Here is a 14,858-nt window from a genome sequence, read left to right as displayed (position 1 = left end):
CGTGAACGGGCAGCACTACGGTCAGCACCACAGCGGCCGGTACCACGGGCCTGACTCCTACTTCCCGTCCAACGGGGACCCCCGCTACCGGGTGCACCGCTACGAACTCGACCTGGACTACCGGCCCGAGCCCAACCGGTTGGCCGGAACCGCCCGGCTCAGCGCCATCACGGGCCGCGCCGAACTGGACGAATTCCAGCTGAACTTCGCCGACTTCAGGATCGGCCGGATCCGGGTCGACGGCCGTCCCGCGCACTACACGCTGCGCGGCGGCCGGCTGCGGATCCGGCCGGCGAAGCCACTGGCCGCGAGCGCCGCGTTCACCGTCGAGGTGCACTACTCCGGCAACCCGAAGCCGGTGAAGAGCGCCTGGGGCGGCCTGGGTTGGGAGGAGCTGACCGATGGCGCGCTCGTCGCCAGCCAGCCGGTCGGCGCGCCCTCCTGGTACCCGTGCAACGACCGTCCCGCCGACAAAGCCGCGTACCAGATCTCGCTCACCACCCCCTCCGCGTACCAGGTGGTGATCGGCGGCCGGCTCCTCACGCGTACGACCAGGGCCTCGACCACGACCTGGCTGTACGAACAGGCCGCCCCCACCTCCAGCTACCTGGTCGGCCTGGCCATCGGCAGATTCCAGACGGCGCTGCTCGGCGATCCGGGCCTCGACGGGGTCCCGCAGACCGGCCACTTCCCGGCCCATCTGCTCACCGCCTTCTCCCGCGACTTCGCGCGCCAGCCGCAGATGATGGCCCTGTTCCAGGAGCTGTTCGGCCCCTATCCGTTCGGCGAGTACGCGGTGGTGGTGACCGACGAGGAGCTCGACGTGCCCGTGGAGGCGCAGGGCCTGTCGCTGTTCGGCACCAACCACGTGGACGGCGCCCGGAGTTCGGAGCGGCTCATCGCCCACGAGCTGGCCCACCAGTGGTTCGGCAACAGCGTCACCGTCGCCGACTGGCAGCACATCTGGCTCCACGAGGGCCTCGCCAAGTACGCGGAGTGGCTCTGGTGCGAACGCTCGGGCGGCCGCGGAGCCCAGGACCTGGCCGCCGCGGCCCACCGGCTGCTCGCCGACCTCCCCGAGAACCTGTCCCTGGCCGACCCCGGCCGCAAGCACATGTTCGACGACCGCCTCTACGAGCGCGGCGCCCTGGCGATCCACGCCCTGCGCTGCGCACTCGGCGACCAGGCGTTCTTCGAAGCCCTGCGCGCCTGGACGGACCTGCACCGGCACGGCGTCGTCACGACCGAGATGTTCGCGGCGCACATGGAGCGGTTCGCGCGCCGGCCCGTGGACGAGGTGTTCCGGGCGTGGGTCCACGAGACGGCGCTGCCGGAGGTCCCGGTGCTGGTCAGTACGCCGTAGCGCCTACGGGGTCAGTTCCTGCTCCGCCGCGGCCGCGTGCTCGACGACGGTGGCACGCTGCTCCTTCGTGAAGAGGCCGGCGGCGGCCCACTTGTCAGCGGTCCGCTCCACCCGGCGGACGAAGTCGCGGTGCTCGGCGAACGGTGCGCCGTCCCACACCACGTCGAGGAAGGTCAGGCCGTCGTCGCCGGGTGAGGTGACGCCCTCGACCGGCACGTCGTAGTCCGGCAGGTTGTCGTCGCGCTTGCGGTTGGGCACACCGGTGGCGATCGAGCCGAAGACCACCTCGGGTTCGACGCGCTTGAAGTAGGCGGACTGGGGCTGCCGGTCGCCGACGTAGTGCGGGCGCAGGGTGCGGTCGCCGACGGCCAGAGTCTGGCCGCGGCGCGGGGTGATCGCCGACCGGGCGTAGTTCCCGTCGCGCTTGAGGTGCCGGTAGAGCGTCAGTTCCTGGAATTCACCCTTGGCCACCTCGCCGAGCACCGGCATCAACAGCGGTCCCCAGAACACCGATTGGATCTCCGGGCGGTCGATGGCGCGCTCGATGCGGACGGTGAACGGCATCGAGATCTCGACGGTGTCGCCGGGGCGCCAGTCGCGGTCGATCGTGAGGTAGCTGCCCGGCTTCGGGCGCGGGCCGGTGACGCGGCGCCCGTTGACCGAGACCGCGAAGCCGTCCTTGGTGTCGGCCACCCAGCCGGGGACGCGCAGCTTGAGGGCGAGCCGGCCGCGTCCTTCGACCTTCAGGGTGCTGCGCTGTTCGCGCGGGAAGCCGGTCGTCTGGGTGACCGTGAAGCCCCGGTCCCGCCAGCGCAGGGTGGAAGGGACGTACAGGTTGACCCACAGGGTCTTGTCGTCGGCCGAGCGGAAGTACACCGTCTCCTGATACTTGGTGCCGCCTTCGAGGCCGCTGCCGCCGCAGCAGGTTCCGGTGTTGTCGTACTCGCGGGCGGAGCCCGGGGTCAGCGGCTGGAAGTAGGCGAGCTGCGGATCGTCCGTCCGGTCCGTGTCGGCGCGCTGCCCGAGCACCATGTTGACCAGACCGCGCTCGTAGTAGTCCATGTAGGCCGGGTCGGGGTCGAAGCTGAAGAGATTGCGCGCCAGCTTGAGCAGGTTGTACGTGGTGCAGGACTCGGCGCCGTCGCCCGCGATGGCGTGGGCGATGTTGTCGCGGTTCTGGAACGCCTCGGGGTTGGTGTTGCTGCCGGGGACGGTCCCGCTGGTGCCACCGTGCGCGAACATCCGGTGGGGGACGACCATGCCGAAGAAGTTCTCCGCCGCGCGCCGGTAGTCGTCGTCCCGGTTCTGCTCGAAGACCCTTAGGTAGCCGATGAAGTTGGGGACGTGCGTGTTGGCGTGCAGGTGGTTCGGGCGTCTGCGGCCGGGGCGGTTCTCGTCGGTGGTGACAAGGATGTCGCGGTTGTCGACGCAGGCCTCGAAGAGGGACTCGCGGCTGTCGAAGAGCCGGGCGGTCTCCAGGTGGCGCCCGTCGCCGGTGAGCGCGTGGATCTCGGCGAGGACCTCGTTGGCGCCGCCGTACTCCCCCGCGATGTAGGTGTCCCACAGGTAGTTCAGGTCGTCCCGGGTGACGGGCCCCTTGTAGTCGGGGTGTTCGACGTCGCCGAGTGTCAGCGCCAGGTGGGCCCAGTCCGCCATGGACCGGACGATCTCGAAGGCCTGCTCGTTGCCGGTGAGGGTGTACGCGTCGAGGAGGCCCCGCATGATCTTGTGCTGGGTGTACCAGGGCGCCCAGGTGTTGGTGTCCGGGTCGCTGCCGTACACCGCGAAGCGGGGCGGGCCCGCGCGCAGCACGGTGTCCTCGGGCAACGCGCCGAGGTAGCCCGGATGAACTGTTTTGCCCTTCAACGCGTCCTGGCAGGCGCCCAATTCGGACACCATCCGGTCGAGCTTGTCCTTGTAGATCTGTTCGCCCTGGTCGACGTGGGACTGGGCGAGGGCGGTGAGGTAGTGGCCTGCCCAGTGGCCGCTGAGCAGGCCGCCGTCCTCCCAGCCGCCAGGGACCTCGAGGCCGGGCGGGTTGGGCCGGCCCGCGACCTTGTTGAACAGCACGAGGAAGCGCCGCTCGTCGTAGGCGCGGATGAAGGCCTTCACCCGGTCGCGCTTCTCCTGGAACAGGCCCTTGCCCAGAGCCACTTCGTTCAGCCGGAAGGGCCGGACGGGGGCCGTGCTGCCCGCGCCGACGTACGGCGGGAGATCCTTCGCGAGCGAGCGAGCCGCGAGCGCGTGGGCCGCGCCGGTGCCGGGCTCTGCCGCCCGGGCGGCCGTCGGCCAGGAGCCGGCCGCCACGGCGGCGGTGCCGAGGGCCGAAGCGGCCATGAAGTCACGCCGTCTCATCGACCGGCCTCCGGACGTCGTCATGTCCCTCCCCTTTCCCGGGAGTTACGGCTTGGTTCGGGATACCGAACAGCCTCTGACTTATCGAACAGTCCTGAACGGGGCCCAAGATCTCACGCAGGGTGGACAGCACGTCAACACCTCTGCACGCCGGGCGCGATCACCCTGGAGCGGTTTCCGGCCCTGGCCGACTATCGCCGCCGCGGCGGTTCTTCCGTGAATGACCTTTATGCGAGGCGGTTTCACTCTCTCCACCTCAAACAATCTTGGGGCGGAGAGGCGCTGGCCAGGCACGCTCTTTGCGTCAACCCCGGCCCTGTATACGAACTTTGGAGGCATGAGACCGCTCAGTCTTGGACAGCGATGCGCTCAGACCGTGCGGCTCCCGAGTGCTGGAGCTCTGTGCCGTCTTGGGCTGCCGCGTCAGGGCAAGATTCCTCAGAGCTGAAGGGTTCCCCATCATCGTGCAACCGGCCCAAGAGTTCGGCGACAACCCTGTCGAAGTACGCGAAACCGGGCACTACACGGAGGAGTACGTCCCCAGCTTCGTCGAGAAATGGGACTCCCTCATAGATTGGGAGAAGAGGGCGGAGAGCGAAGGCAATTTCTTCATCGACCTGCTGCGGAAGTGGGGGGTGAAGAGCGTGCTCGATGTGGCGACGGGCACGGGATTCCATTCCGTCGCGCTGCTGTCCGCGGGATTCGAGACCGTCAGCGCGGACGGCAGCGCGGAAATGCTGGCGAGGGCCTTCGAGAACGGCCAGAAGCGGGGAGACCACATCCTGCGGGTCGTCCAGGCCGACTGGCGTTGGCTCAACCGGGACGTCCACGGGGAGTACGACGCCATCGTCTGTCTCGGCAACTCCTTCACGCATCTCTTCTCGGAACGCGACCGGCGCAAGGCGCTGGCCGAGTTCTACGCGATGCTCAAGCACGACGGAATTCTCATCCTGGATCAGCGCAATTACGACGCGATCCTGGACGACGGGTACACGAGCAAGCACCGCTACTACTACTGCGGTGAGGACGTCATCGTGGAGCCGGAGTACGTCGACGAGGGGCTGTGCCGCATGCGGTACAGCTTCCCGGACAACTCGATGTACTACCTCAACATGTTTCCGCTGCGGAAGGACTACACGCGGAAGCTGATGACCGACGTCGGTTTCCAGCGCATCGAGACCTACGGCGACTTCCAGCACACCTATCGGCGTGAGCAGCCGGACTTCTTCATCCATGTCGCGGAGAAGGAGTACAGGACGGAGGGAGAGGAGCCGTACAAGGGTGCGGTCGGCACCGCCCGCAGCTACTACAACTCCCCCGACGCCGACACCTTCTACGCCACGGTGTGGGGCGGCGAGGACATCCACATCGGCCTGTACGAGCGCCCCGACGAGCCCATCGCGGACGCCAGCCGACGGACCGTCGAGCAGATGGCGTCGAAGCTCGGGCTGACCCGGGACTCCGTGGTACTGGATCTCGGTTCCGGGTTCGGCGGTTCGGCTCGGTACCTCGCGGAGACGTACGGCTGCCGGGTGCTGGCGCTCAACCTCAGCGAGGTGGAGAACCAGCGCCACAAGGAGCTGAACTCGGCCCGCGGGCTCACCGACAGGATCGAGGTCGTGGACGGGTCCTTCGAGGACATCCCGTACCCGGCCGACCAGGTCGATGTCGTCTGGTCGCAGGACGCCTTCCTGCACAGCGGGAACCGGGGCCAGGTCCTCAAGGAGATCGCCCGGGTGCTGCGGCCCGGCGGGCACCTCATCTTCACCGACCCGATGGCGGCGACGGACGGCGGCAGCACCGACGTGCTGCAGCCGATTCTCGACCGGATCCACCTGGACGACATGGGCTCGCCCGGCTTCTACACGCGCGAGTTGGAGCGGCTCGGGTTCACCGCCGTCGACGGCGGGTTCGAGGAGCACCGCGAGCAGTTGGTGAACCACTACACGCGGGTCCTCGAGGAGACCGAGCGCCTGGAGGCCGAGGGGCTGGCCAGAAGGATCAGCCACGACTACCTCTCCCAGATGAAGACGGGGCTCGGCCACTGGATCAACGGCGGCCGCGAATCCCACCTCACGTGGGGCATCTTCCACTTCCGTCTCGGTGGCGATGCCTGAGCGGTACGGCTGAGCGAGACCCCTGCGCGACCTTCCACCGGTCGGCCCCGAGGTACCTACGGGACCGGCCGGTCGGGCTGTCACCTGCTCTTATGCGGTACGCCTGTGACAGAACGAAGACACCCCGGAGCACTGCCTGTGACTCGGTGCGGGATACAAATACTTCTGACCGCACACACCGCGCAACCCACGGGGGAACCCCATGAAGTACACCCGCATCTCCGCTTTCGCCGCCCTCGGCGTCGCCGCCACCCTCTCGCTCACCGCCTGCGGCGGCGGTGACTCCGACGCCTCCGCCAAAGAGTCCTCGGCCACTTCTTCGTCCTCGTCATCCGACAGCGGCTCGAAGTCGGAGGCCGGCGACGCGAAGGCGGGCTCCGGCAGCGACACCGAGGTCAAGGCCGGCGCCGCGAACAGCGCGACGGAGTCCGGCACCAAGGCCACCTTCTGCAAGACGGAGGACCTGGCCATCGACGCCGTGGACGCCGCGCCCGACGAGACCACCGGCCGGATCAACATCTCCATGGTCAACCGGGGTTCGACCACCTGCTCGGCGACGGGCTTCGCGGGCGTCGACATCAAGGACGCGGACAACACCTCGAACCCCATCGAGCGCGGCCACGCCGAGCCCCGTGTCACCACCCTGAAGCCGGGCGACGCCGCGGTCTTCAACCTCGCCTACGACATCGACAGCTCCGGTGACAGCCTCTCGTCCCCGACCAACATCCTGGTGACGCCCCCGAACGAGACCCACTCCGTGACCCTGGACTGGCCCGCGGGCGCGGGAGACATCAAGGGCGCCTACACCGACGTCCAGGTCTACCCGACGCACACCGCCAAGTAGGGCCGTCGGCGCGTTCGTGCATCTCCTCGACCCGTGCGGCCATCCTTCAGGCATGACCAAGTTGTTCCTGACGGTCGGCCTGCCCGGGGCCGGCAAGACCACGCGGGCGTAGTGGACTTCGGCTGCTGGTCCCGGGACGAGCGATCCGCGATCCGCTCGCTGGTGACATCCGAGGGCGCGTCCTGCCACCTGGTGTACGCGCCGGTGGACCACGACACCCAGCGCGCCCGCATCGCCCATCGCCAGGCGACCACCCCGGAGCAGACCTTCCCCATGAGCGAGGCGGAACTCCTGCGCTGGAGGTCGCAGTTCGAAGAGCCCGACGCGGCGGAACTCGAGGGGCACCGGATCGACGGCCCGCCGCCCGGATGGGCGGAGTGGCGGGAGTGGGCCGCGCACCGGTGGCCGTCGCTCGACTGACTCCCGCGCCCACGAGGTGCGCATTGGTTCAACGAGGCCCGGCCGGAGCCAATTCGGCCACAGACCGGAGCCGCTGAAATATGATCACGCCATGCCCGACATGACAGAGACAACGCCCGGGTGGCTGGCCTCGGACGAGCTGGAGCTGGTCCGTGCCCGCATGCCGATCCTCTACGTCGAAGCCGTGCCGGTGCGCGTCGCGGACAGCGGCGAGGTGACCAGCGTAGGAGTGCTGCTCCGCATCGGCCCCGACGGCAACGTGAGCCGCGCGCTGGTCTCCGGCCGCGTGCTGCATCACGAACGGGTCCGTGACGCCCTCCTGCGCCACCTCGAAAAGGACCTCGGCCCGGTGGCGCTGCCCCGGGTGCCGGCCTCCCTGCAGCCGTTCACCGTCGCCGAGTACTTCCCGACGCAAGGCGTCACGCCGTACCACGACCCGCGCCAGCACGCGGTCTCGCTGGCCTACATCGTTCCGGTCGCCGGGGACTGCCAGCCCCGGCAGGACGCGCTCGACCTGGTCTGGTTCAGCCCCGAGGAAGCACTCTCGCCTGCCGTGCAGAACGAGATGCCCGGCGGCCACGGCGCCCTCCTCAAACAGGCCCTCGCCCACGCGGGCCTCGGCCTCTGACCCCTCCCGCGACCGGCGCCCGGCACCGCCTTGTTCCGAAACGCCGGGCCTGGTAGCACCATTGGCTGACTCACCTGCGCCATCGAGCCTGCGCCCACGAGCACGCGCCACGAGGGAGAAGTCATGTCACGAGCGTCCACCGCCCAGGCCTGGATCACGGAGCATCTGCCCAAGCTGACAGCCGTGCACAAGGTGCCCGGCGCCCAGGTCGCCGTGCTCGTGGACGGCGAGGTGGTGGACGCGGCCGCCGGTGTGGTGAACAAGGCCACCGGGGTGCCCGTCACCCCGGACGCGGTCTTCCAGATCGGGTCGATCACCAAGGTCTGGACGGCGACCCTGATCCAGCAGCTGGCGAACGAGGGCCGGCTCGACCTGGACCGTCCCGTGCGGCAGTACCTGCCGGAGTTCGCCCTGGCCGACGAGCGAGCCGCCGCCACCGTCACCATTCGCCAACTGCTCTGCCACACCTCGGGCGTCGAGGGCGACCGGTTCACCGACACGGGCGCGAACGACGACGCGGTCGAGCGCTATCTGCCCACCCTGGCCGACGCCGAGCAGCTGTACCCGCCGGGCGAACAGTTCTCGTACTGCAACAGCGGCTACGTCGTCCTCGGCCGCCTCATCGAGGTGCTGCGCGAGCAGACCTTCAACGCGGCGCTGCGCGAGCACCTGATCGCGCCCCTCGGTCTCGCCCACGTGGCGACCCATGTCGGCGAGGCCATCCTGGAACTGCCGGCCATCGGCCACCTCGGCCCCGACCCGCAACCCGCGCCGGTCTACGGCCTGCCGCCCTCCACCGCCCCTGCCGGCGCCGCCCTGGCGATGCCGGCACGCAGCCTGCTCGGCTTCGCCCAACTGCACCTGGACGAGAGCGCGTTCGACGTGATGCGCGAGACGCAGGTGACGGCGCCGCCCCTGGGGGCGCTGGGCGACCGCTGGGGTCTCGGCTGGGCGCTGTACGACCAGCCCGAACACTCCATGATCGGCCACGACGGCGGCACGATCGGGCAGTACGCGTTCCTGCGGGTCGTGCCGGAGGCGGGCGTGGCCGTCGCCGTGCTCACCAACGGCGGCGATGCCCCGGCGTTCTTCCAGGACGTCGGCGGTCATCTCCTCGGCGAACTCGCCGGCGCCCGGCTGCCGGCCCTGCCGCGGGTCCCCGAGGAGCCGGCACCCGTCGACGCGCATCGCGCCACCGGCACGTACCGCTCCACGCTGCTCGACTTCGACCTCACCGTCCACGACGACGGCACCACATCACTGACCACCACGCCACGCACCAGCGAGGCCAGGGTGCTGCTCGGTACGGACAGCATCACCCAGCAGTTGGTCGGCCTCGGCCCAGACCGCCTGATCACCGTCGAGGAACGCGCGGGGCGACACGAGGTGTTCGTCCTGGTCGGCAAGGACGCGGACGGCCGGGCGCAGTACCTCCACAACAGCCGGGCGGCGGCACGCTTCACGGGCTGACCTCGCACCGAGCGGCGCCGGTCCGTCAGCCGGTGACCATGCCCGCGACCAGGTTGATGGCGGTGGCCAGGAGGCTGGTGCCGAAGAGGTACGAAAGGAGCGAGTGCCGCAGCACCACCGACCGGATCACCGAACTGGAGACGTCGGTGTCGGACACCTGGTACGTCATTCCGAGGTTGTAGCTGAAATAGAAGAAGTCCCGGTACGCCGGAGGATCCTCGGAATTGAAGTCGATTCCGCCCGCGGAGCCCTGGTAGTAGAGGTAGGCGTAGCGCGCGGCATACATCAGGTGCAGGGCCGCCCACGCCATGAACACACCGCCCAGGGCGACCGCGGCCCCGGCGTGCCGGGCTCCGGAGCCGTCGAGGAGCAGCAGCACCACGATGGCGCCGAGCCCGCACAGTGCCGTGCCGACCACCGCGAACTCCTCGGTGACGGGGGCGAAGTCCTCACGCCGTGCCTCGCGGCGGGTGGCGGTGGCGTCCATCGGCCACATCACCAGCCAGCCCGACACCACGAAGAGGAGTTCCGCGGCGGCGATGCCCGTGAGGATGCCCATGGGCACACCGACCGGAATGCCGACGGCCACCGCGGCCACAAGCCCGACCCCCACGGAGACGGCCAGGCGGGGAACCGCGGACGTCGGCAACCAGGCGCTCATGGCTCGTCACACTAGACGGGTCCGCGCCACATCGCCCCCGGCGGTCGTCGCGACACGGCCCGGGCCCGGCGGGCGCAAGGGACGTTACGTTCTGTGAAGATCAGCTTGCGGGGGATCAAGGGCAGAGGTTGGCTTGGACAAACCCATTGCGCACCTGGAGTCACCATGTCGATGTCGCCGTTCGGGTTCGGTCCCTCGGACCCCTTCAGTGAGATGTTCAATCGGTTCTTCGGTACGTCCCCCGCGAGCTCGCCGCCGGCGGTGCAGCGCGTGCCCATCGGCCGGCTGCTCACCGAGTCGTCCCAGGAGCTGCTCAACCTGGCGGCGCAGAAGGCCCATGACGACGGCACCTCCGATCTGGACACCGAACATCTGCTGTGGGCGACGACGCAGGTGGAGCCGTCCCGCCGGGTGCTTGAGCAGGCCGGTGTCGACCCCGACCGGCTGGCGGAGGAGATCGCCAGGATCCTTCCGCAGGAGGCGGGACAGCCGTCTGCGGAGCCGGGGCTCACTCCGGCGGCCAAGCGGTCGCTGGCCGCCGCCCACGCCCAGTCGCAGGCCTCGGGCGTCTCCTACATCGGGCCCGAGCACATCCTCGGCGCCCTGATCGCCGACCCCGGGACGGGAGCGGCGCGGCTGCTGAGCGCGGGCGGCCTCGATCCGCAGCGGCTGGCGAACGCCACGGAGCAGGCGGCCCGACCGGAAGGCAGCGGCGGCGGCAGCGGGTCGACAGGAGCGTCCACGACGCTCGACGAGTTCGGCCGCGATCTCACGGAGGAGGCCAAGGCCGGCAAGCTCGATCCGGTCGTGGGCCGCGCCGAGGAGATCGAGCAGACCGTGGAGATCCTCTCGCGGCGCTCCAAGAACAACCCCGTGCTGATCGGCGAGCCCGGCGTCGGCAAGACCGCCATCGTCGAGGGGCTCGCTCAGCGCATCGTCGCGGGCGAGGTCCCGGACACCCTCAAGGACAAGCGGGTCGTCTCCCTCGATCTGTCCGCCATGGTGGCGGGGGCGCAGTACCGCGGCCAGTTCGAGGAACGTCTGAAGAAGGTCATCGAGGACGTCCAGAACGCGGGCGGCGACATCATCCTGTTCATCGACGAGCTGCACACCGTCGTCGGCGCGGGCGCTACCGGCGAGGGCTCCATGGACGCGGGCAACATGCTCAAACCGGCCCTGGCGCGCGGTGAGTTGCACGTCGTCGGCGCCACCACCATCGACGAGTACCGCAAGCACATCGAGAAGGACGCCGCGCTGGAGCGCCGCTTCCAGCCCGTGCTCATCCCGGAGCCGACGGTCGAGGAGACCGTGCAGATCCTGGAGGGGCTGCGGGACGCGTACGAGGCGCACCACCAAGTCCGTTTCGCCGACGGCGCGTTGACCGCCGCGGCGGAGCTGTCGGACCGCTACATCAGCGACCGGTTCCTGCCCGACAAGGCCATCGACCTGATGGACCAGGCGGGCGCCCGGGTGCGGCTGCGTACCGCGAGCCGTTCCACCGAGGTCGTCGAGCGCGAGGACCGGATCGCCAAGCTGACCCGTGAGAAGGACCAGGCCGTCGCGTCCGAGGACTTCGAGAAGGCCTCCGAGCTGAAGAAGCAGATCGCCGAGGTGGAGGGCGAGGTCGCCGGGATCGAGGAGCGCCGCGAGGGCGTGGTCTCGGTGACGGCAGGCGACATCGCCGACATCGTCTCGCGCCGCACCGGCATCCCGGTCGCCCAGCTGACGGCCGGCGAGAAGGAGCGGCTGCTGCGCCTCGAGGAGGAGATGCACGCCCGCATCGTCGGACAGGACGAGGCGGTCACCTCGGTCTCCGAGGCGGTGCGCCGCAACCGGGCGGGCATGGGCGACCCGAACCGGCCCGTCGGCTCGTTCCTCTTCCTCGGCCCGACCGGCGTCGGCAAGACCGAACTCGCCAAGACCCTGGCCGAGTTGCTGTTCGGCGACGAGAGTCGCATGGTCCGCTTCGACATGAGCGAGTTCCAGGAGAAGCACACCGTCGCACGGCTCGTCGGCGCCCCTCCCGGTTACGTCGGCTACGACGAGGCGGGGCAGCTCACCGAGAAGGTCCGCCGCCAGCCGTACAGCGTCGTCCTGTTCGACGAGGTCGAGAAGGCGCACCCCGACATCTTCAACACGCTGCTGCAGATCCTCGACGACGGCCGGCTCACCGACTCCCAGGGCCGCACCGTCGACTTCCGGCACTGCGTGATCATCATGACGTCCAACATCGGCGCCCACCGCATCCTCGCCCACCAGGGCGACGCCGCCGAGCTCAAGGACGAGCTGATGGAGGAGCTGCGGGGCCGCTTCCTGCCGGAGTTCCTCAACCGCATCGACGACATCATCGTCTTCCACAGCCTCACCGAGGACGACCTCGGCCGGATCGTCGACCACCTGCTGGACCAGAGCGAGCGCCGGGTGCACGCGCAGGGGCTGAACCTGGAGGTCACCGAGGCGGCCAAGAAGCTGCTGATCGCGCACGGCCACCAGCCGGAGTTCGGCGCCCGCCCGCTGCGCCGCACCATCCAGACCGAGCTCGACAACCGCATCGCGTCCCTGCTGCTCGGCGGCGAGGCCGACCCGGGCGACACGATCGTCGCCGACGTGCAGAACGACACCCTGCACTGCACGATCCGCAGGACCTCCACCGACAAGGAATGAGCCCCGTGAACGCCTCCCAGGACGGACAGGACACACCGGAGTCGCGCGTCGGCCCTGCGCCCGACGAGAAGCCGGACTTCCACCCGTACCACCACCCGGCGGCGGGCTGGGGCGCGGCCAAGAGCGTCACCCGGTTCATGGTGCGCGAGCGCGAACTGCTCGACGGGCCCCGGGCCGTCCTGAAGATGAACCACGAGAACGGCGGCTTCGACTGTCCCGGCTGCGCCTGGCCGGACGACCGCAAGGGCCTGCACCTGGACATCTGCGAGAACGGGATCAAGCACGTCACCTGGGAGATGACGCGCAAGCGGGTCGGGCGCGAGTTCTTCGCCGCGCATTCGGTGAGCGAGCTGTCCGGGTGGAGCGACTTCGCGCTCGAGGACCAGGGCCGGCTGACCGAGCCGATGAGCTACGACCCGGACACCGACCACTACGTCCCGATCAGCTGGAAGGACGCGTTCGAGCTGGTGGGTAGGACGGTGCGGGAGCTGGACAACCCGAACCAGGCCTCGTTCTACACGTCGGGGCGGCTCGGCAACGAGGCCACGTTCCTCTACCAGCTGTGGGCGCGCGAACTGGGCACGAACAACCTGCCCGACTGCTCCAACATGTGCCACGAGGCCAGCGGCCGCGCCCTGCAGGCGTCCCTCGGCACCGGCAAGGGCACCTGCGACCTCGCGGACTGGGAGAGCACGGACGCCCTGTTCATCATGGGTGTCAACGCGGCCTCCAACGCGCCGCGGATGCTCACCGCGCTGGCCGAGGCGTACCAGCGCGGCGCGCAGGTCGTGCACGTCAACCCGCTCGTCGAAGCGGCGGCGACCCGCACGATCATCCCGCACGACTTCAAGGACATGGCGCTGAACAAGGCGACGCGGACCAGCACCCTGAACCTCCAGGTGCGCATCGGCGGCGACATGGCGTTCCTGCGCGGCATCGCCAAGGCGGTCCTGGAACAGTCGGGATCCGATCCGAAGGCGCTCGACAGGGAGTTCATCGACCGCCACACCGAGGGCTTCGACGCGTACCGCGCGCTGTGCGAGGCGACTGGCTGGGACGAGATCGAGCGTCAGTCGGGGCTGGACCGCGACGCCATCCTCAAGGCGGCCCGCGTGTACCGCGACGCGGACCGCAGCATCATCAGTTGGTGTCTGGGCGTGACCCAGCACGAGCACGGCGTCGACACGGTCCGCGAGATCGTCAACGTCCTTCTGCTGCGCGGCAATCTGGGCCGCGAGGGGGCGGGCCCCTCCCCCGTGCGCGGGCACAGCAACGTCCAGGGCAACCGGACCTGCGGCATCGACCACCGGCCCAGCGACGCGTTCCTGGCACGGCTCGCGGAGGCCTGCGACATCGACGCGCCGCGTGCGCACGGGCTCGACACCGTCGGCACGATCGAGGCGATGCGGCGCGGCGATGTGAAGGTGTTCGTCGGCATGGGCGGCAACTTCGCGCTCGCGGCGCCCGACACCCCTTATACGTACGAGGCGTTGCGCACCTGTGAGCTGACGGTGCAGGTGAGTACGAAGCTCAACCGCAGCCATCTGGTGCACGGCCGCAGGGCGTTGATCCTGCCGTGCCTGGGCCGCACCGAGAAGGACGAGCAGCGCGGCGGTCTGCAGGCCACGTCGGTCGAGGACTCGATGAGCATGGTGCACCTGTCCGTCGGCATGAAGCGCCCCGCGTCCAAGCACCTGCTGTCCGAGCCGGCGATCATCGCGGGCATGGCGCGCGCCTCGCTGCCCGACAGCGGTACGCCCTGGGAGTGGTACGTCGAGGACTACGACCGCGTCCGCGACACCATGGCGCAGGTCATCGACGGGTTCGAGGACTGCAACCGCCGGGTGCGCCTCCCGCTCGGCTTCCGTATCAAGCAGCCCGCACGGGAGTTGGTCTTCCTCACCGACTCGGGCCGCGCCGAGTTCTCCGCCGCGCCGCTGCCCGACGTCATCCCGGAGCCCGGCACCCTCGCGCTGGGCACGATGCGCTCCCACGACCAGTGGAACACGACGATCTACTCGGACAACGACCGCTACCGGGGCATCAAGAACCTGCGCACGCTGGTCTTCCTGAACCAGGACGACATGCGCGAGCGCGGCATCGGCGAGTTCGACCCGGTCGACATCACGAGCACCGCCAGGGACGGCAGCCGCCGCAGCCTCGCGGGCTATCTGGCCGTCCCGTACGACATCCCGCGCGGCTGCGCGGCCGGGTACATGCCGGAGATGAACGTGCTGTGCGCGATCGGCGACCACAGCACGCAGAGCGACCAGCCCATCATGAAGCACGTCAAGGTGACGGTGACGCTCTCGGCATGACGGGCCGGCCGGGGCCGG

At 69.5% G+C, this 14,858-nt stretch carries 10 protein-coding genes; 8 read left to right on the top strand and 2 right to left on the bottom strand.

Annotation, left to right across the window (positions count from 1 at the left end; genetic code table 11):
* Nucleotide 1 precedes the first annotated feature (1 nt).
* Complete coding sequence (locus tag ACYSUO_RS07060) at nucleotides 2-1,363, top strand: M1 family metallopeptidase (RefSeq protein ID WP_461775139.1); 1,362 nt, start codon at nucleotides 2-4, stop codon at nucleotides 1,361-1,363.
* A gap of 3 nt (nucleotides 1,364-1,366) precedes the next feature.
* Here ACYSUO_RS07060 and ACYSUO_RS07055 read toward each other — a convergent pair whose 3' ends face one another.
* On the bottom strand, nucleotides 1,367-3,742 hold the full coding sequence (locus tag ACYSUO_RS07055; RefSeq protein WP_461775138.1) for a beta-L-arabinofuranosidase domain-containing protein: 2,376 nt from the start codon (nucleotides 3,740-3,742) through the stop codon (nucleotides 1,367-1,369).
* Nucleotides 3,743-4,182: 440 nt separating this feature from the next.
* On the opposite strand from ACYSUO_RS07055, the gene ACYSUO_RS07050 reads away from it, so the two are divergent.
* From ACYSUO_RS07050 to ACYSUO_RS07030, 5 genes are all read left to right on the top strand, one after another.
* A complete protein-coding gene (locus ACYSUO_RS07050) occupies nucleotides 4,183-5,835 on the top strand; it encodes a glycine/sarcosine N-methyltransferase (protein WP_461775137.1) in 1,653 nt (550 codons plus the stop codon).
* A 202-nt stretch (nucleotides 5,836-6,037) separates the two neighbouring features.
* Nucleotides 6,038-6,679, top strand: coding sequence for a DUF4232 domain-containing protein (locus ACYSUO_RS07045; protein ID WP_461775136.1), 642 nt, complete (start codon nucleotides 6,038-6,040; stop codon nucleotides 6,677-6,679).
* 33 nt (nucleotides 6,680-6,712) lie between these two features.
* The gene (locus ACYSUO_RS07040; protein ID WP_461775135.1) at nucleotides 6,713-7,099 is read left to right on the top strand and encodes an AAA family ATPase; all 387 of its coding nucleotides are present in this window, start codon (nucleotides 6,713-6,715) and stop codon (nucleotides 7,097-7,099) included.
* A 100-nt stretch (nucleotides 7,100-7,199) separates the two neighbouring features.
* A complete protein-coding gene (locus ACYSUO_RS07035; protein ID WP_426906700.1) occupies nucleotides 7,200-7,727 on the top strand; it encodes an NUDIX hydrolase family protein in 528 nt (175 codons plus the stop codon).
* A 123-nt stretch (nucleotides 7,728-7,850) separates the two neighbouring features.
* Entirely contained in the window at nucleotides 7,851-9,197 is a 1,347-nt protein-coding gene (locus ACYSUO_RS07030; RefSeq protein WP_461775134.1) for a serine hydrolase domain-containing protein, read from the top strand.
* A 25-nt stretch (nucleotides 9,198-9,222) separates the two neighbouring features.
* Here the strand turns inward: ACYSUO_RS07030 and ACYSUO_RS07025 are convergent, their stop codons facing one another.
* Nucleotides 9,223-9,858 (bottom strand): DUF1345 domain-containing protein, encoded by a 636-nt coding sequence (locus ACYSUO_RS07025; RefSeq protein WP_461775133.1) that lies wholly within the window; start codon nucleotides 9,856-9,858, stop codon nucleotides 9,223-9,225.
* Between the two features lie 165 nt (nucleotides 9,859-10,023).
* Between ACYSUO_RS07025 and ACYSUO_RS07020 the strand changes: the two genes are divergently transcribed.
* Nucleotides 10,024-12,522 (top strand): ATP-dependent Clp protease ATP-binding subunit, encoded by a 2,499-nt coding sequence (locus ACYSUO_RS07020; RefSeq protein WP_461775132.1) that lies wholly within the window; start codon nucleotides 10,024-10,026, stop codon nucleotides 12,520-12,522.
* A complete protein-coding gene (locus ACYSUO_RS07015; RefSeq protein WP_461775131.1) occupies nucleotides 12,519-14,840 on the top strand; it encodes an FdhF/YdeP family oxidoreductase in 2,322 nt (773 codons plus the stop codon). Before ACYSUO_RS07020 ends, ACYSUO_RS07015 begins: the two co-directional genes overlap by 4 nt.
* Nucleotides 14,841-14,858: the final 18 nt, after the last annotated feature.

The organism is Streptomyces sp. UC4497 (genome assembly GCF_054871485.1).
This window is presented reverse-complemented; position numbering and strand designations above follow the sequence as displayed.

What these genes read in the sequence shown, in the direction of transcription:
- ACYSUO_RS07055 (WP_461775138.1), bottom strand. Translation starts at nt 3,742, where the DNA reads ATGACGACGTCCGGAGGCCGGTCGATGAGACGGCGTGACTTCATGGCC.
- ACYSUO_RS07045 (WP_461775136.1), top strand. Translation starts at nt 6,038, where the DNA reads ATGAAGTACACCCGCATCTCCGCTTTCGCCGCCCTCGGCGTCGCCGCC.
- ACYSUO_RS07035 (WP_426906700.1), top strand. Translation starts at nt 7,200, where the DNA reads ATGACAGAGACAACGCCCGGGTGGCTGGCCTCGGACGAGCTGGAGCTG.
- ACYSUO_RS07030 (WP_461775134.1), top strand. Translation starts at nt 7,851, where the DNA reads ATGTCACGAGCGTCCACCGCCCAGGCCTGGATCACGGAGCATCTGCCC.
- ACYSUO_RS07025 (WP_461775133.1), bottom strand. Translation starts at nt 9,858, where the DNA reads ATGAGCGCCTGGTTGCCGACGTCCGCGGTTCCCCGCCTGGCCGTCTCC.
- ACYSUO_RS07020 (WP_461775132.1), top strand. Translation starts at nt 10,024, where the DNA reads ATGTCGATGTCGCCGTTCGGGTTCGGTCCCTCGGACCCCTTCAGTGAG.
- ACYSUO_RS07015 (WP_461775131.1), top strand. Translation starts at nt 12,519, where the DNA reads ATGAGCCCCGTGAACGCCTCCCAGGACGGACAGGACACACCGGAGTCG.